This is a genomic window from Butyricimonas sp. Marseille-P2440 (assembly GCF_900091675.1).
Taxonomy (GTDB): Bacteria; Bacteroidota; Bacteroidia; order Bacteroidales; family Marinifilaceae; genus Butyricimonas; species Butyricimonas synergistica.
The window spans coordinates 715,590-733,783 of sequence record NZ_LT594609.1 but is presented as its reverse complement, the minus strand read 5'-3'; the positions used below and the strand labels follow the sequence as shown (position 1 = coordinate 733,783).

Genomic DNA, 18,194 nt, shown 5'->3' with positions numbered 1-18,194 from the left:
CGTTCAATATCCTTTTATATTTATATCATAAATTCTATCAAATCCCTTGTATTCTTTCACTGAAATGACTCTTCCCGAAAAAGGATCCAATTCCATGCTGTACAGTTTTCCGCTTCCAGGAATTCCCCCGTAAGTGGTAACGACCATTTCAATGTTGGACATATAGTAGCCATTTCCAATGTTAGGTTTCAGAATTCTCAATAAAGTAATTTCATCTTCAAATTTAACCTCTTCGCCTGATTGTTTTCGCAACGGCTGTGGAGTAATTGTCTGACCTGCATCGGCTGTAAATTGATAAACACCGGAAGCGGTTGCGTAATAACACATATTGATGAAAGAGCTTCCGAATGCCCAGTTGATCACAGAACCACTTTGTACATCCAGGATGTGGGATAATGAATATTTATACTGAGGAACTTTAGCATTGCTTTCTGCTGCCGCATCGATTTCTGCTATAAAGTAATTGCCATTGTCCTCCTGCATTACAGCAAGGAAATGATTGGCTACACCACCTGCATCCATATAAAGCAATTCCGCTTGCATATCTGCAGGATTAAATGGAGAAGTTCCATTCCCTCCTTCTTCTGCATTAATTGAGAAAAAATGGTTGAAATTTGACATGCTCATATAAGAGAGTCCTACAAATCCCCGGGTTGCCCGATCAAAAAATAGCCCCCGCATCAAAGTCGTCTGTTCCGGCTGCCAGATATGTGGGTAAAAATCACACTGATAATCTTTGGCAGTGAATAAAGGGACTGTAAAGGAAGGACGGTTTGAGGCTTTTATAAAAATATCTCCTCCATCAATGACGTATAACTCATCTGAAATAAGTTGACAAAATTCAGGTTTTCCCTGGTTTAGATTCCCAACAAACAAGTCATTAAATTCTCCTGTTTTTTGCATCGTTTTCCCGTTAGTTACAACTGAACTTTGATCCGTCAAAACAATATTTACGATATAGTCTGGATAGGATTGCCCATTAGAACTATAATTTTGTAATATTTGGAGCCCTTTTCCAGTTATTTTTTCTCCCCCATTCGCTTCTGAATAATAATGAGGTAAAACCTGTTCTTTCAAGGTTGCCGAAGGAGCTGTCAATTGGAATTCTTTTGCCACAATAATACCGATATCTGTGGAAGTTTCATCCCCATGGAGTACAAGTGCTCCACAGAGACTAATTTGTTCCACTAAAGTCAGTTCCACCACGTTTGAATAGAAATGTCGACCGCTACTGATTTGCATGACATTCAATCGTAATTGGTAGGTGCCTTCCTGGGGAAACAATAATTCGTCTTTTTCGAAAACATAATCCAGTTCTTTGCCTTCTGCGATGGAAATATATTGTTTCCAACGTGCCCCGAGCGTATCACCCAAAACTTGCCAATGATAGGAGAGGTCATTTTCCGGAATAGTTGTTTCAATTTTTATATTATTGATTTGTAATCGCTCGTTGAAATGCTGATTATAACTTTCCTGCGGTAAAGAGATTTTTATTTCTTCAAGTTCATGGTAATCGTAATTTCCCTTGTCATCATAACAACTGCAAGTGAAAAATAATATATAGGCATACAAAAATATATTCTTCATTTTTCTCGAATTTTATTTAGAACGAAAATCAAAAACGATGACACTCTCATCCTCCGGGTGGTATTTAATTTGGTTATCGATACAGTACCGGTTTAATTTATAGATCATGACGGACGCTTCGTCGGAATCCCAATTGTTGCTTTTACTGCTGAACAGGTCATAGGCTCCATTTACGGAATAAATGATTTCCATTTTTTTATCGGAATAATATCCGATGTATCTTTCAGCCCGCCCATTCCACCAAGATGGTTTTGAGAGTATATTGGACATGATAATGGCTGTTTTCCAATATTCTTTTGTCAGCCCCAAATCAAAGATTTGAGATGCACAAATTTCAAAAGTTAGGGTGTCATTAGCTCGATTCAGATTATCTGTTTTTTGAATCTTGACTTGGACAACTCCCGAACCTTGTTGCCCCGGCAGTTTTGCCGATACAATTTCGTATACACTCCCCGGGTTATATTTACTTCCTCCTAAATCAGTGATTGTCAATTCTCGATCTGTGTCCGTAATAATTCCAGCCATAGAAACAGAAAGTTCAACAGTATATTCATTTATATTTGCCGGTTGGGTATAGAAAGAAAAAAGAATAGTGTCGTTAGCATTGGTAAAATATACCCGAGGTTTGGTTCCCCAAGTATCGATTTCACTTTTTGAACAGGCTGTCAGAAGTAGAATTCCTGTTAGAATAAATAATATATGTTTCATTTTCATCATTATTAATATTAGATTTATTCACGTCCGGCATTTGAAACTTCTAAATCTGGAATTTCCCACGTAAAAAACTCGATATTCGTCATATAGTAGTTAAAATCCATGTATGATTTTCGTTTATAATAGTACCATAATTGGCCTTCTCCTAGAAATTCCTTACAATATTCTTTACGAATCTCCTCTTCCTGATCACAATTTGATGGTAAACTATAACTGGATAATCCTCTATGTGAACGAACAGTTTCCAGATAATCTAACCCATTTCCCGTAGAGCATTCTGCGGCAATGTAATACATTTCTGAAAGCCTGATTAGCGGCAAACGCTCTTGGAAATAACGGGATGTCACCGAACTTTGGTAAAATTTGGATACAAACCAGTTGGTATTAAATGCTTTAAACCAATATTGATAACGCAGGTCACTTGAAATGCCTTCGTATATTTCCGAACGAGTTTGTGTGGTAATTTCCAAGCGTGTTTCGGAACTAAGACTTGTCGAAACTTCTCCGTTAAAAATATAACCGTCCATACATTTTTCAATATCTGTGATATTGAGTGCGAAGATATGTTCTGTTGCAAATGAACGGTCCTGATTACTATAGTTTGCATTATCAATATGCGTTAGGTTTTTTGTCAATACCCAAGGAAATTTGGTTTCCTGTTCGGAAATGATTTCTAATGCCGATTTCAGAGCGTTTGCCTGATCGCCTTTCCACATGTATACTCTTGCCATAGTCGCTATTGCGGCATAATAGTTGAAGTGGAAACGGCGGTTGTGCCAAGGTTCGATGTTATTGGCAGACAGATTGCTGCCGGAAGGTAAAGAGGCTAAGCAAGAGGCAGGAGTTGTTCCCAAGCGCATCGGATCTTCTGTCAATAGATTTTTGGCAGAATCCAAATCAGCCAGGATTAATTCGATAGTTTTCTCTTGCGTGTACACGGGGGTTACCAATGGCGTCAGTTCAGTTACATAAGGTATCGATTTTTTGTCTTTCCCAATATCCCAAGCATTGGCAAACAGGCGTAAAAGATCAAAGTGGAGGTAAGCTCTCAAACCGAGTGCTTCACCTTTGATTAGGCGGTAATTGTCACCGCTAAAAACATCTTGATTATTGTCAATGTTTTCTAATAACGAGTTGAGATTGGCAATTTGGGCATAAAGGTTAGTCCAAACGGCTTCTATTGTCGAAGAACAATAGCTAACTGCATATTGGTCGTCCAAATTGGCGTAAGAATAATCCCACCAGTAGGAATGATCGAAGTACATGTCTGGATAATAAGAAGCCATAATATCTAGAACATCAAATGTCAATGTGCGTCCATAAAGGGACTTGTCGCACAATTTGGCATATACCCCGGTGAGGGCTTCTCCGTATCCGTTTTCTGTTTGGAACATATCGTTCCGGTCTAACTGGGAAGTTGAGCTTACATCCAACCAATTTTCGCACGAAATCATGGTAAATAAAGAAATCGCCAATGCTATTTTTAGTATTTTCATATCATTATCATTTTATTGATTAAAATGTTGCTTGCAAAGAAAAAGAGAAATTCCGGGCAAAAGGATAAGAAGTTCCTCGTTCGATCTCTATGCTTGAAATACGCCAAAGTTCATTCATGTATAAAGAAAGTTTCAGCCGCTTCAACGCACATTTTTTCAACCATTGGGCTTCCTGAAATTCATACCCGAAATTGAGAGAAGAGATATAAAGTTCATTGTTTTTTTGTACAAAACGGGAAGTCGGTTTGGTATAGGACGTATTCGTGCTGGTCGTGATTTGGGTGACTTTATACGGGGCGATATCACCAACTTGCTGCCAAGCTTTTTGGATTCGTCGATCTAAGTTTTCTTTACCCGTTACGTTTTCTACTCGGGCGATCAAATTTGAATTATAAAGATCTCCACCTACTTTATAACTAGCAGAAATAGAAAAACTAAACCCTTTGTATCCGACATTTACCCCGATGTTTCCACTTAACTTGGGTTCTGAGTCTCCTATGACTACTTGATCCGCAGAACTCCAAGTATAACTACTTAAGCCATCTTTTGTTAGAAACATTTCTTGACCTGTAGTAGGACTAATGCCCAATGAACGTACGCCCCAAATAGCTGTCATAGAACAACCTTCATAATATAGTGTTGCTGGTTTAGTATATTTATTCAGGTATTTTTCCATGTTTTCAGAGGTTGATGGGTTACTATCAATGCCTTCATCAAGAGATGAATTTTGTTTTTCGTTACTGTTTTTGAAAATGTCGTAGATTTTCTTAATCTTGTTTTCATTGTGTAAAGCAGTCCATGAAACCGTTACGTACGCCTGCTTTTGGTCGTTACGCCAAGGTGTCAGCAATAGAGCTATTTCACAGCCTTTATTTTCAATTTTTCCGAGATTTTCTTTATAGGAGGAAAATCCCGCGGAAGGAGGAAGTGAAATATCTGATAGCAGATCATTAGTCTGTTGTATATAGTAGTCCGTTCGTAGTGTCAAGAAACGTCCTAGCGTGATATCCACTCCGATATTATAGTCCATGTTGCGTTGCCATTTTAATTTACTATTTGGTAAGGCGATCAACTGACCTCCGATTTTATCATCGTATATATAATCGTAATATTCATAGCGGGCCCGGGATGCGGCAGGATCGACATTTTGTGTTCCGGTATATCCCATAGAAGCCCGTAATTTAAATTCTTTGATCCACTTTTTGTCGGAAAGAAAATTTTCATAATGAAGATTCCAACCGACACCTAACGACCAGAAGGTTCCCCAACGATTATCGCTACCGTATACTGAAGATGCGCTTTTTCGAATCGAAGCATCAAACAAATAACGGTTTGCATAAGAATAATTTAATGCCCCGATAAAACCGATTTCTCGGGTCTTGCTGCTACTTCCTGAAGGTTTTCCATTTGTTTCATATTTCGTGGCAAAAGAAATATCATCCATATAATCATTACCGAATCCTTCAGCTGTTATTGTGGTGGCATTGTTACGGGATGTTTTCATATTATAAGTCAGATTTGCAAAAATCAAGTGATTATCAAATGATTTATTAAAATTCAACCCAGCTTGTAGGCTCATTGATTCCGAGAATCCATCTTTTTTCGTGTACTTTCCTTTCCGGTCGCTCAATCCGTTTTCATCGTAATGGGCGAACATAGTGTGACTCGCCGGATAAAATATTTCTCCGTTATCTTCTTCCCGAACGTACGAGAAACCGCCAACAGCCCGGAAATCTTTATTAATATTCCAATCTATGGAAAAGTTATCTTGTATCTCAGTGTAATAGGTGGTGTTTTTAGTATTCAGAGTAGCATTATATAAGGGGTTATACACCTCTTCATAACCATAATCATCGCTTTGACCGTAATGTACAGTAAATGTCTTATTCAAATTCCCTTCATTGTCTCGAGGTGCCCAATAAGGATTAAGTGACGTGTATTCCGAAAAAGAACCGTAAGGAGAATTTTTTGCCCAATTACGGGTAATCTCCATCGTGTTTCTGAAAATCAAATTGTTGTAGCTATAGGATAACATGGCATTCAGGTTCAACGTGTTCCGGTTGGATCCTTTCATCACGCCGGCTACTTGGTTGTACAACATGCCAAGTTGATAACGCATACGGGAATCACCTCCTTCCAAGGTTAGAGAATGTTTATGGCTGAATCCTGTACGAAGAGGTTGGGAAAGCCAGTAGGTATCGATTCCCCGTTGAATATCATCATAAACTTTTTTATATGCCTCTTCAGCGGTGATTATTCCGGGATAAGAACTCGGACCATACATGCCGATTTTCACTTCATAGGCCAATTTCTCGGCGGCATTCATCAAGTTATAGCTGGTCAGGTCCGGGGCTTCTAATCCGTAATCTCCGGAATAATGTACACGCAGTTCCCCTGTTTTGGGACGTATCGTTTCAATGACAACCACTCCACTTCCGGCCTTTGAACCATAGATCGCTTTAGCCGCCGCATCTTTTAGCAATGTAATACTAGCCACGCGATTCATATCAAGATCATAAACTTTCTCGATAGTCGTTTCAAAACCATCCAGGATAAATAAAGGTTGATTGGGGTTGTCCTTGTAGTTTCCTTGCAGGTTTGAGAACGATGTTTGTCCTCTTAATTGAACATTGGGAAGGCGGTTTGGGTCACTACCGAACTCTAAATTTTCCGAGATTTGAAAAGCCGGATCAAGATTCTTTAAACTCTTGATTAGATTTTGATTTCCGGCACGCATGAGTTCTTCACGTTTGAATGTCGTGGCAGATCCCGTGAAACTTTCAGCCCGGCGAGTGAACATACCTGTTACCACGACCTCTCCGATTTCCGTGATTGTTTCCGCCATTTGTACATGAATGATTTTACGACCGTTAACCGGGATTTCTTGACTGTCCATACCGATAAATGTGAAAATTAGGGTGACGTCATCCGGAATACCGGCTAACGTGTATTCACCATTAATATTTGTTGTTGTTCCTTTGGACGTGCCTTTTATGGTAATAGTAACTCCAACCAACGGTTCTTTCTTATCGTCGGTCACAACACCGGAAACCGTGAACCCTGGAATTTCTTTGTTCATCTGGCGTACAATAGCTACGCTGTTTCCCGTTATTTTATACGTGAATCCGGTGCCTTTTAATAGTGTGTCTAAAGCAATATTGATGGAAACATCTTTTAAAGATAATGTTTTAGGTGCCATCTTATCAATTTGGGAGTCTTCAAATATGAAGTTCATTCCACTTTGTTTGCGTAATTCATATATGATCGTCCGAACGGGAGTATTTTTGAAATTGATGCTGACTTTTTTTACTTGTTGTCCGGTTTGCGTTTGGCAAGAGGCGTCAAGCGTATTTATAGCAAGTATGATAATGCTATTCAAAAATACTATTGATAGGCGCAGAAATAAAGATTTATACCCTTGCGTTAGTTTTTTCCTGAAATTTCTCATAAATTTGTGACTAATATTATTATTCTATTCCGTTATTATGCGCTTTCCTAGAGCGTTTAACTTATCGGATAAGTTTAATTTATAATGGGGTTTTTTCAGATTTTGCGGAATGGAAATCCCCATTTTGTATTTTATCATGTTATCTTATTACATACCTCCTTTCTTCTTTGATTATATTGGCATTTAAAGTTTGTGCGATAGTAGCGAATATTTCTTCGATAGGAGATGTACGTTCAAAAAATGCCGTGAGTGTATGCGATAATAAATCGTGATTTTCGATATCGATCTTAACCCCGTACCAACGGGAAAGTTCGGATACGATATCTTGCAAATAATCTCGTTCGAACATAAATATTCCTTCTGTCCAAGCTATATATTTGGCTGTTGATACTGTTTCTTGCTTAATTTTACCGTCGGTATAGTTTATTACACACAATTCATTCGGAACCATCATCGTTTTTGTTCCTTGGTATTTGATGCCAATACTACCTTCCACCAGTACGGCTTGCAAGTTATTTTCGGGATATGCCTTGATATTAAATTTTGTCCCGTATACTTTAATTTCTGCATCATTCACCTTTACAACAAAGGGCGTTTTACTATGAGCGACGTTAAAATATGCTTCTCCTCGGATCGTTACTTGACGGATCGAATCTAAAAATTGAGAAGGAAATGAAATTTCGGAATCAGAATTCAGATACACGATGGTACTGTCGGGTAATGCTATGCGGCTTGTGTACATAGGAGGGACTTTATACGTGTTGAGGGATGCTGCGTGTGATAATGTGCCGTTTGCCATAACCGTGGCTATATCTATAGTTTGTTGTTTGATGGCGAATTTTGTCATATCCATTTTTTCTCCGGAACTGAAAATCAAAGTCGGTACGCTATCTTTGATCATGGTATGATAGGTTAGGGGTTGGTACTCATTCCGACTTCTGAAGTCTGTTTGTTTGAACATAAATATGCCTATTAGGATAATGGCTGCGGCAGTTGTTGAGATAACTGTTAAACGGCGGATAAATTTTTTTCGTTTGTAGAGATGGATTTGTTTTCTAAAACGTATAATACTTTGCTTTTTTTGTTCCGGTTCGATTGACATAAATTCTTTTGATAACAGATCTGCATCTGTTAGTAATTTTCGAGCGGTAGGATGTGCTTCAAACCATTTGATTAAATCATTTGGTTTGGTAAAATCTCCGGATAACACTCGTATTATATCTTGTGCGATTTGTAATTCGTGCTTTTCGTTTTCTAATTCATTCATACTTGTTCTGGTTGTTTTGTATCTTTATTATACTTGAACAACCGATTTTTCCACGGGAGAGCACGTAAAAAATTACAAGAAAAGTAAAAATAAATTTAGCATATCAGAAGAGATTTGTTTTTTTAAATGTTCTAAAGCCTGATCCTTACGTTTATAGACCGTACTAAGTGCAATATTCAGTTTTTCGGAAATTTCGGTTGATGAATAACCTTCGATATACATTTTTAGAATCGTGGAGTATTCTTGCGGTAAAATTTCGATGGACTGACTTAGATGGGCGATTACTTCGGAATTCACAACTTCTGATGATATTTCTTCCTCACTTAATTGTTTAACATGTTTTGTATAGGCTTCGATGTGGTGTTGGTGGGATGAATATCGTTTATATGAATTTTTTAGGCTTAAATAAATATATGATTTAAGATGTTCTATGGATTCAAAAGTTGTATTGGATTTGAGTAAACGAAGAAAAATATCCTGTATAACGTCATCCGGAGAAACGGTAGTATTGACGTATAGCTTAGAACAGAAACGGTATAAAGCATTATATAGGTTTACAAATATAAATTCAAAAGCGTGATTATTTCGTTGATTAAAGTCTTCAATAAGTCTTTTTGAATTTATGTCATAATTGTTTGCCATGCTTGAATAATTACCACGAAAACAAAGATATATAAATTATTTACAGGTAAATTGAATTATGGATAAAATTTTTTCAGGCTGATACCTGATGAAATTCCGGTGAAGATAGGGTGTAGGTCCGGTGAAGACAGGGAACAAAGTCCTTTCAAACTCCTTTTAAAGTCCTTTCAAAGACCTTTGGGAAGGTTTTTAAAACGAGAGCGATAGGAAAGGGAAAGGAGAGTGTGAACTTATAAGCTTTTGTTTTCAATTTAATTTGTGTGGTTAAAGCATGTAAGTTATTATTCATGTTGTGTGTGATGTCTAACTATTAGCCACTTCTGCTTTTGAAGGACGACGACTGGATGCTTTGGTCATAATGAGTGTCAGGGCGCCGTCACCCGTGATATTGCAAGCCGTGCCGAAACTATCCTGCAAGGCGAATATGGTGAGTAATAATGCCGTGCCCGCTTCATCGAATCCCAGTACGGAGATCACGATGCCGAGAGAGGCAATCACCGTGCCGCCAGGGACTCCGGGTGCGCCGATCGCGAAAATACCGAGTAGAAGAATAAAGAGAATCATCACGGTCAGTGAGGGTAACGTTCCGTATAGCATGAGCGACACGGTCATGACGAAAAATACTTCCGTCAGGATAGAGCCGCAGAGGTGAATGTTCGAGAACAAGGGAACGGCAAAGTCAATCACGTCGTCTTTCAGCACGGGACTTTTCTTGGCAGATTTCAGAGCCACGGCAAGCGTTGCGGCGGAGGACATGGTGCCGACCGCGGTGAGATAAGCTGGTCCGTAGTATTTTAACACCTGCCATGGGTTCTTTTTCGTGACCGCACCGGCAAGGGCGTATAGGAAAGATAACCAAACGAATTGCGACAGGATGACGATAGCCATAACCCCAAGGAAGATGGGTAGTTGTTTGGTGATCGCCCCCTCGTAACTTAATGCGCAAAAATTGGCGGCGATAAAGTAAGGCAGGATGGGGATTAGTATGCGGTTGATGAGGAGTAGTACCATCTTTTGAAAATTGTCGAGCAAGTTCTCGAAGATTTCCGATTTTGTCCATACCGTGGCTAGCCCGATCATGATGGCAAGCACGAGGGCGGTCATCACGCTAACCACGGGAGGAATGTCCAGGCGGAATACCAGGTCAGGCAGCTTTTGCAGGGTTTCTTTCACGGGTTCGATAGACAGGTGGGGGATAAGCGTGTAGCCCGTCACCATGGCAAAAAAAGCCGCCCCGATGGAAGAAAGGTATGCGATCACGAGTGCCAGCCCGAGCATTTTCGAGGCGTTATCCTTCATCTTGGCGATGGAATAGGAAACGAAACCGAGAATAATCAAGGGAACCATGAAAAAGATCAATTGCCCGAGAATGTATTTCACGGTGACGATGATATTCATAAACTCCTCGTTGGCGATGAGCCCGAGCAGTATACCGATGATCACGGCAAGGATCAATTTGGATATTGTGCTGGAAAATAGTCTTCTCATGTCTTTTTTTATGCTTATATCGTTCGGGGGCGGATTTGGTTACATGAAAAAATAAAGGATGCCTTGCGACATCCTTTATTCTGTAACTTTAAACTTCGGTATTAAAGTCCGAGAACTTCAACTCCTTGTTTGAAGAATATATCTTTCGGGATACCAGCCCCGGCAATACGGTCGAGGTCTTTTTGCAAGGTGGCGGGAATGACACCCTTTTCAGTAACGAGTTTTGTTGCCGTTTGGATGTCACCGTCGCCCTCGATTGTGATGTATTCCCCGGCGATAACTTCGATGTCTTTCTTCATTTTGTCGAAGTCAATCGTGTAGTATCCGGTCGTTTCGTCTTTCGTGATGGCTCCGCTTTCCATGAAGTGGTTGAATTGCAGCATATTTGCTTTACCGTGAGCGCTGGCAGCACCGAAACGTACAGAACGGAAGATGCCGGCGATAAAAGTCACGTAGTTTTCCATGAGGTCTTTATCTTTAAGAACCCCCCATTCCGCTAATTTCGTCACGCAGAATAACCCGAGGATATCTGCCTTGCCTTCCTCGATAGACGTGTAGTAGTTTTGCAGGGCGGAGCGTACGTCTTGTTTGTTTTTAAGCGTGTATTTTATTCCAAGACCGTGAGCAACCTCGTGGAACATCACGTTCTCGAAGAATGCGTCGAAATTGACATACTTTTGTTGTTCTGGGGTAATGACCAGTTTGGAAATCGGAACTACCATTTTGTCAAATTTTGCCTGCATGGAGTTTTTCAATTGCAGTTTGCGGCTTCCCTTGGCAGCGTGTACTCTCGGGTCGTTCGGCAGGTTGATGGCGATATTCTTGCTTCCGGCATTGCAGTCCCCGGCGTAATAAATCACGTCGTAAGCGTTCATGTCTGGGTTGGCATTGGCTTTTTCTTTCTTGTAAGCGGCAGGTACGGGCAGGTTTTCCTGTAATTTGGGCAAGTATTTAGCATATTCGGACAAGCGTTTGCTCCATTCTTTGTCTTTCACTAGGATTTGCCCGGAGTGTGCAGCCTTGTACCCGTAAAGTTGGTCTTCATAAGTTTCGATGGGACCTACCACGAAGTCCAGCGTGTTCGTTTGCATATCCATCCATGCCAGGTCGCTGGCGAGATAATCGTCGTCTAAGAGGGCTTGCGCTCTTAAAGACAGGTATTTCTTCAACCCTGGGTCTTCAGCCAGTTCCGCGGCTTGCTTCAATAACTCGGAAGCTTTGGCGACTTCTTGCGGGTATGCCTCGTGGAACGAGAGTACAACTAGGTTGCCCTTGTCATCCCGGCGGATGATGCTATACCAGTCCGTTTTGCGGGGATCTTTCAAAGCATCGAATTCCTCCCGTGTCATGTCTGTCGGGTAAAAGTTCGCCCCGAGCGGTTTCGCTCCAACCCCGTCAATAAAGGGTTTGTTCGCGTCCAATCGATCCCACGGTCCATAGTTGATCGAGAGGTATTTCAAGGCAGCCGAGTCTTGTGCGAATTTTTGCATCAACGCGGTCTTGTCGCCGTAAGCGTTTTGCCAGAAAATATCTTCCATGATGTGTGCTACCTCGATGAGGAGGGGAATCATTTTTTTCTCGTTTTCAGTCAGTTTGCTGACATCCGTTGTCAAGGGGAATTCGGCGTATTGGTCAGCGAGAGGCTGATAAGGGCTGGGCTGTTTGGTTTCTTTCTTTGCCTCTTTGCAAGAGAACAGTAGAATACTTAAAGATAAGAATAGGAATAGTTTTCTCATTTTTATAAAATTTGTGTTTGAGTATTTGAGGGACGAAAATATAAAAATGAGCGGACTATTCAAAATAAAGTCTGTAAAGTCACGATTTACGGTTATTCTTTCTGCACATTTCACTCGTAAGCTTGTTCCTTGAACTAGGAATTCGCTGGAGTTGAGTCCCGGCGAGGGGTATAGCTTGCTGTATGTGTTTAGAAGTTTATCCCGCACCCGATGACATAAGCGTGGAGATCGGGTGCCTTACCGGATTTCATCATTCGGGTGAGGGTATAACTGCCCCAGAGAGCGATTTTGTCATAACCTACCCGGACGATAACGTCGGCTTTTATCGGGTTCATGCTGTAATTACCGGCTTTTTTATAGCGGCGGCTTTCCCCATCTTCATTTTTATACACGACTTTGGTTTTCGTGTGTAGTCTTAAACCGCCCATGATTCCGGCACCTACGTATGCACGGCGATGTTGTTTGGCGGGGAATTGATACTCGCAGATGAGGGGAACCGTCAGGTAAAGGTTTTTCAGCGAACTTTTCTTTACACGTTCCATGCTCAACGGATGTATTGTCCCGTTTTCTCCCCGTTGGATGCTATTCTTGTGTTGGAAACGAAGGCGTTGGTATTCCAGTCCTACTCCGGTAACCAATCCGAAGTTGTTCAGTTTGCTCAAGCGCATGCTGTACTGGAACATATTGAATTGCATCACGAACGAATTCTTGCGTTGTAAATCCATGAATGGCGAGCCTCCCGGCATAACGTCGTAATCCCCGAAGTCAGCAAAGCCAAGGTTAAAACCGCTCCAGTGTCCTCTGAAACGGGGGTTCTGGCTACGCTGGTAGATAGCCTGGTGGATGGGATCGCTCAATACCTCGGTCTTCTTGACGTGAGCCTTTTCCTGTCCGTTCCGGAAATGTATTTCTTTGACCTTACGGTCGAGGGTATCGATGCTGCCCGTCCGGTAGTCCCGTGCCATGGCAGGAAAAGATAACAGTAGTGCAAGGGAAATGATGATACTTTTCATGGTGATTTATTTTTGTCGGTTGTGAGTGCTTTATTTTTCAGAACTATCGAGGAAGGCAATGGAATTGAAGAATTTATTTTTCTGAGGTTCCATTTCTTTCAGATCTTCGGTTTTAGCCCCGATGGAAACTTGATACATGCAATTATCTCTGAAAATAAACCTTTTAAAATAGGTCATTTCTTCAAGATCTTTTTTTATCGTGTAGCAGATTTCCCATATTTCAGTATTCTTTGACGGTAAACGCTTTTCACTGACCAGTTTGGCAGTCGGCATTGAAACCGATTCTTTCTTCATGGCTATATATAACTGGTTGAGCGTGTAGGCGTCGAGCGTACCTTTTTCCTTGGTGAGTTGGGTGCATACCACCCCGAAGACGCACGTGGCATTTTTCGTTTGGAATATCCACGAACGAATATTGTTCACGTCTTTTTTCACCCGCTCTCCCCGGCTTGGGAAAAGGAACGAGATTTGGTAGTCGCCTCTTATTTTTACCCATTCTTCTTTTTGTGGGGCGAATGCAAGTAACCCGATGAGAATAAATTTAAGTATAGACATATCCATCTTGTTTATTTCATGTGTTAAAGATAGAAATTATTATTTTTGTGGCAAAACTTATTTGATTGAAGATGATAGTCGGAGGAAAAGACGTAGGTGATCGACCGCTTATTTTAGCGCCGATGGAAGAGGTTACAAATCCCCCTTTCCGGAAATTTTGTAAACGATACGGGGCGGATTGGCTCTATTCGGAGTTCGTGTCAGCGGATGCACTGGTGCGTTCGATAAATAAGACTGTCAAGAAATTGACGATAGAAGAATCAGAACGTCCCGTGACGATACAGATATACGGTCGTTTTATTGATTCGATGGTGGAGGCGGCGAAGATTGTCGAGGAAGTGCAGCCGGATTTTATCGACATAAATTTCGGGTGTCCCGTGAAAAGAGTCGCGGCGAAAGGGGCAGGAGCCGGAATGCTTCGGGATGTGCCGTTGATGGTGGAGATGGCGAAGCAGATCGTGCAGGCGGTAAAGATTCCTGTCACGGCAAAGACCCGCTTGGGTTGGGATTGCGAGAATATTATTATCGACGATGTGGCGGAACGTTTGCAGGATGTGGGTATAAGTGCACTTGCGATTCACGGGCGTACCCGTTCGCAGATGTACACGGGTGAAGCGGATTGGGAACCGATTGCCCGTGTGAAGCAGAACCCGAGAATCAAGATTCCAATCATCGGGAACGGAGATATTGACTCGCCCGAGAAGGTAAAAGAGGCTTTCGAACGTTACGGTGTGGACGGGGTGATGATTGGGCGTGCTACTATCGGGAAGCCGTGGATATTCCGGCAGATCAAGCATTATTTACAGACGGGCGAGCACTTGCCCGAATTATCGATACACGAGCAAATCAAAGTCATCAAGGAGCAGATATTGTTGTCACAAGAGTGGCTGGATGAAGTGCGGGGTTTATTCCATATGCGCCGGCATATGGCTTGTATGTTCAAGGGATTGCCCCATTTCCGGGATTTACGGATTCAAATGCTTCAAGCCCCGACGATAGAAAAGTTGTGGGAAGTGTTCGAAAAAATAGAGGAGAGGTACTATACAACCATATAAATTATTGCTGCCACGAGCGATCCGGCTAGTGGTCCCAGGATGGGAATCCAGGCGTAATCCCATTGGCTGCTGCCTTTTCCCGGGATGGGGAGAATGGCATGCATGACACGGGGAGCGAAGTCCCTGGCAGGATTGATGGCATACCCGGTGACTCCACCCAGGGAAAGCCCGATAACCCACACGATGAAGGACACGGGGATAGCTCCTATCGAACCGAGCCCGATAGGAGTGGTGGTGTCGACATCGGCAATAAGTTCCGCCCCGGTGATGTAGAAGACGGAGAACATCAAGACGAAAGTGGCGATAAGCTCACCCCCGAAGTTGACGATGTTATGGCGAATTTCAGGAGCCGTGCAGAATACCCCGAGTTTTGTCCCAGGTTCTTCCGTGGCTTTGAAATGATCGTAGTAGATGATCCACACGAGGAATGCGCCGAGGGCGGCACCTAGCATTTGCGCGATCACGTAAGAAGGTACGCTTGCCCACGGGAATTTTTCCGCGATGGCAAAGCCTATAGTGATGGCAGGGTTCAGGTGAGCCCCGCTGTAAGGTCCGGCGATCACGACTCCCGTGAATACGGCAAGTGCCCATGCCGTGGTGATGGTGATCCAGCCTCCCTGGAATCCTTTGGTTTTTTTTAGCACGACGTTGGCTACTACGCCGTCACCCAAGAGAATCATTGTCATTGTTCCGAGTAGCTCTGCTATAAATGGGGACATAATGGATTTTAGGTTTTAAATTCTAGATTTATGGTTACGGTCACTCGGATCGACGGTTCTTTTGTGATTATCGATCCGGTGATTTGTTCTTGTTTATCTGGGAGAATAGCGTTATGCCAGTTCTTCCCAATTGCGGGCTCTCTCGACAGCCTTATGCCACATATGGAGTTGTTTGTCGACTTCTTCCTCCGTAGCCACGGGGGAGAATTCTTTGTTGGCATTCCATTGTTTGCGCAATTCTTCCGTGTCACGCCAGAACCCGGTTGCTAGCCCGGCAAGATAAGCTGCGCCGAGAGCCGTGGTTTCCAGTATTTGGGGACGGATGACATTCGTTCTGCAAATATCGCTTTGGAATTGCATCAGGAAATTGTTGGCGACAGCACCTCCGTCTACCCGTAATTCCAGGGATTGGCGTTGAGTATCGTGTTCCATGGCTTTCAGAATATCGTACACTTGAAATGCGATTCCTTCGAGGGTTGCCCGGGTGATATGTGCGGCTGTTGTCCCGCGGGTAAGCCCCAGGATGGCACCTCTGGCGTATTGATCCCAGTAGGGCGCACCCATTCCCGTGAGAGCGGGCACGAAATAAACACCCCCGTTGTCAGGTACGGACGTGGCGAGGGATTCGCTTTCCGAGGCGTTGTTGATGAGCTGTATCCCGTCCCGTAGCCATTGGATAGCGGCTCCGCCGACGAAGACACTGCCTTCCAGTGCGTAGGTAACGGAATCCCCGATTTTCCACGCTATCGTGCTCAACAGGTTGTTTTCGGATTTCACGACTTCCTTGCCGGTGTTCATTACCATGAAACATCCTGTCCCGTAAGTTGTTTTGGTCATCCCCGGTTCCAGGCAGAGTTGACCGAAGAGAGCGGCTTGTTGGTCACCGGCTATCCCGGAGATCGGAATTTTCGTGGAGAACAAGGTCGTCGATGTTTCCGAGTAGATCTCGCTACTGCTTTTTACTTTCGGGAGTATGGCTTCCGGAATGCCGAAAAGTTCCAATAACTCCTTGTCCCATTGCATGGTGTGAATATTGAACAACATCGTGCGGGAAGCGTTGCTGACGTCCGTCACGTGTACCCGCCCGTGCGTGAATTTCCACACGAGCCAGCTGTCCACGGTCCCGAAACACAGTTTTCCTTTTTCTGCCCGTTCACGTACACCCTCGACATTATCGAGAATCCATTTGATTTTCGTGGCGGAAAAGTAGGCATCAATCAATAGTCCTGTTTTCTCCTGGATCATGTCGGCATACTCGTTTTCCTTTAGTTCACGGCAAATGTCGGCAGTGCGGCGGTCTTGCCACACGATGGCGCGATAGACAGGCATGGAAGTTTCCCTGTCCCATATGATGGTCGTTTCACGTTGGTTCGTGATCCCGATACAAGCCACGTCCAATCCCGTGAGGTCGGCTTTGGCGATAACTTCTGCCGCCACGGAGGATTGCGTGTACCAGATTTCACTCGGATCGTGTTCTACCCAACCGGGGTGGGGAAAATGTTGTTCTATCGGTTTTTGCGACATGGCGAGGATGTTCCCGTCATGATTGAAAAGCACGGCTCGGGAGGAGGTTGTCCCTTGGTCTAGTGCAAGTATGTATTTTGCTGTCTTCATAGTAATGTAGTTATAGATTCTTTTACGTACTTTTTTTAATTCGGTTACATATATAAAAGGAACATTTGCAATTATTGCCTTGAGGCTAGTGATACGACTTGCCACTGAAAGTGTGTACTGAATTTTGGAAAAAACCGGAAAGTTTAACCGGGAGATTTTTTTTTCGTATATTCGAGGTCGCAAATTAAGCTTATGAAAACAATTATTGAAAAATAAATAAGAAAAAATGAAGAAATCGAATACCTTTTATATCTTACTTGCAGTAGTATTGGTGATTGTATTTTTAAAGACATCATGTATGGGAGATGCGAAACAACAAGATGACCCGGTCTTGAAGACTAAGGCGGTCTTAGAAAATATTGCCGCACGCAAGAGCGTTCGCAAGTATTTAAAGAAAGAAGTGGAGGAGGAAAAGATTACCGCTATGTTGAAGGCGGGCATGGCGGCTCCTTCCGGGATGGACAGACGCCCGTGGGAGTTTGTCGTGGTGACGGATCGGGCTGCGCTCGATTCTATGGCAGCCGGGTTGCCTTACGCCAAGATGTTAACGCAAGCGCCTATGGCTATCGTGGTATGCGGGGATTCCACCCGTTCCTCTTATTGGTACGTGGACTGTTCCGCCGTGACGCAGAATGTTCTGCTGGCAGCCGAAGCGTTAGGGTTAGGTGCAGTATGGACGGCGGCTTATCCTTACGAGGATCGTATCGGAATCGTGCGGAAATATACCAATATGCCGGAACAGATTGTCCCGCTTTGTATCATTCCTGTCGGTTATCCCGATGGTCCGCAGAAAGCGAAAGACAAATATGATGAAAGTAAGATTCATCGGAATAAGTTCTAAAATAACAACAAGCTAAAAA

General features: G+C 42.8%; 14 protein-coding genes. 2 read left to right on the top strand and 12 right to left on the bottom strand.

Annotated features, from left to right (window positions below; translation table 11 throughout):
* Positions 1 to 3 precede the first annotated feature (3 nt).
* The 10 genes from BN8899_RS08815 to BN8899_RS08770 form a co-directional block, all read right to left on the bottom strand.
* Positions 4 to 1,587, bottom strand: coding sequence for a PKD-like family lipoprotein (locus BN8899_RS08815; RefSeq protein WP_065219131.1), 1,584 nt, complete (start codon positions 1,585 to 1,587; stop codon positions 4 to 6).
* A 12-nt stretch (positions 1,588 to 1,599) separates the two neighbouring features.
* On the bottom strand, positions 1,600 to 2,295 hold the full coding sequence (locus BN8899_RS08810; protein WP_187376827.1) for a DUF4843 domain-containing protein: 696 nt from the start codon (positions 2,293 to 2,295) through the stop codon (positions 1,600 to 1,602).
* 23 nt (positions 2,296 to 2,318) lie between these two features.
* The gene (locus tag BN8899_RS08805; protein ID WP_065219129.1) at positions 2,319 to 3,797 is read right to left on the bottom strand and encodes a RagB/SusD family nutrient uptake outer membrane protein; all 1,479 of its coding nucleotides are present in this window, start codon (positions 3,795 to 3,797) and stop codon (positions 2,319 to 2,321) included.
* A 19-nt stretch (positions 3,798 to 3,816) separates the two neighbouring features.
* The gene (locus BN8899_RS08800) at positions 3,817 to 7,032 is read right to left on the bottom strand and encodes a SusC/RagA family TonB-linked outer membrane protein (protein WP_187376825.1); all 3,216 of its coding nucleotides are present in this window, start codon (positions 7,030 to 7,032) and stop codon (positions 3,817 to 3,819) included.
* Positions 7,033 to 7,384: 352 nt separating this feature from the next.
* Positions 7,385 to 8,512: a FecR family protein gene (locus BN8899_RS08795; RefSeq protein ID WP_065219128.1), complete on the bottom strand. Its 1,128-nt coding sequence runs from the start codon at positions 8,510 to 8,512 to the stop codon at positions 7,385 to 7,387.
* Between the two features lie 72 nt (positions 8,513 to 8,584).
* Positions 8,585 to 9,154 carry an RNA polymerase sigma factor gene (locus BN8899_RS08790; protein WP_065219127.1) on the bottom strand — a complete coding sequence of 190 codons (570 nt, stop codon included), beginning with the start codon at positions 9,152 to 9,154 and terminating at the stop codon, positions 8,585 to 8,587.
* Positions 9,155 to 9,457: 303 nt separating this feature from the next.
* Entirely contained in the window at positions 9,458 to 10,642 is a 1,185-nt protein-coding gene (locus BN8899_RS08785; RefSeq protein WP_065219126.1) for a dicarboxylate/amino acid:cation symporter, read from the bottom strand.
* A gap of 101 nt (positions 10,643 to 10,743) precedes the next feature.
* Entirely contained in the window at positions 10,744 to 12,378 is a 1,635-nt protein-coding gene (locus BN8899_RS08780; protein ID WP_065219125.1) for a dipeptidyl-peptidase 3 family protein, read from the bottom strand.
* 188 nt (positions 12,379 to 12,566) lie between these two features.
* Positions 12,567 to 13,391, bottom strand: coding sequence for an outer membrane beta-barrel protein (locus BN8899_RS08775; RefSeq protein WP_065219124.1), 825 nt, complete (start codon positions 13,389 to 13,391; stop codon positions 12,567 to 12,569).
* A gap of 30 nt (positions 13,392 to 13,421) precedes the next feature.
* Positions 13,422 to 13,946, bottom strand: coding sequence for a hypothetical protein (locus tag BN8899_RS08770; RefSeq protein WP_026207553.1), 525 nt, complete (start codon positions 13,944 to 13,946; stop codon positions 13,422 to 13,424).
* A 71-nt stretch (positions 13,947 to 14,017) separates the two neighbouring features.
* Between BN8899_RS08770 and dusB the strand changes: the two genes are divergently transcribed.
* The gene (gene dusB, locus BN8899_RS08765) at positions 14,018 to 15,001 is read left to right on the top strand and encodes a tRNA dihydrouridine synthase DusB (RefSeq protein ID WP_026207554.1); all 984 of its coding nucleotides are present in this window, start codon (positions 14,018 to 14,020) and stop codon (positions 14,999 to 15,001) included.
* On the opposite strand, the gene BN8899_RS08760 is transcribed toward dusB, so the two are convergent.
* Both BN8899_RS08760 and glpK read right to left on the bottom strand, forming a co-directional pair.
* Positions 14,986 to 15,720 (bottom strand): MIP/aquaporin family protein, encoded by a 735-nt coding sequence (locus tag BN8899_RS08760; RefSeq protein ID WP_018337916.1) that lies wholly within the window; start codon positions 15,718 to 15,720, stop codon positions 14,986 to 14,988. The two genes, dusB and BN8899_RS08760, sit on opposite strands and share 16 nt — an antisense overlap.
* A gap of 111 nt (positions 15,721 to 15,831) precedes the next feature.
* Positions 15,832 to 17,334: a glycerol kinase GlpK gene (gene glpK / locus BN8899_RS08755; protein ID WP_065219123.1), complete on the bottom strand. Its 1,503-nt coding sequence runs from the start codon at positions 17,332 to 17,334 to the stop codon at positions 15,832 to 15,834.
* Positions 17,335 to 17,560: 226 nt separating this feature from the next.
* On the opposite strand from glpK, the gene BN8899_RS08750 reads away from it, so the two are divergent.
* Positions 17,561 to 18,175, top strand: a complete 615-nt coding sequence (locus BN8899_RS08750) for a nitroreductase family protein (RefSeq protein WP_065219122.1) — start codon at positions 17,561 to 17,563, stop codon at positions 18,173 to 18,175.
* Positions 18,176 to 18,194 lie beyond the last annotated feature (19 nt).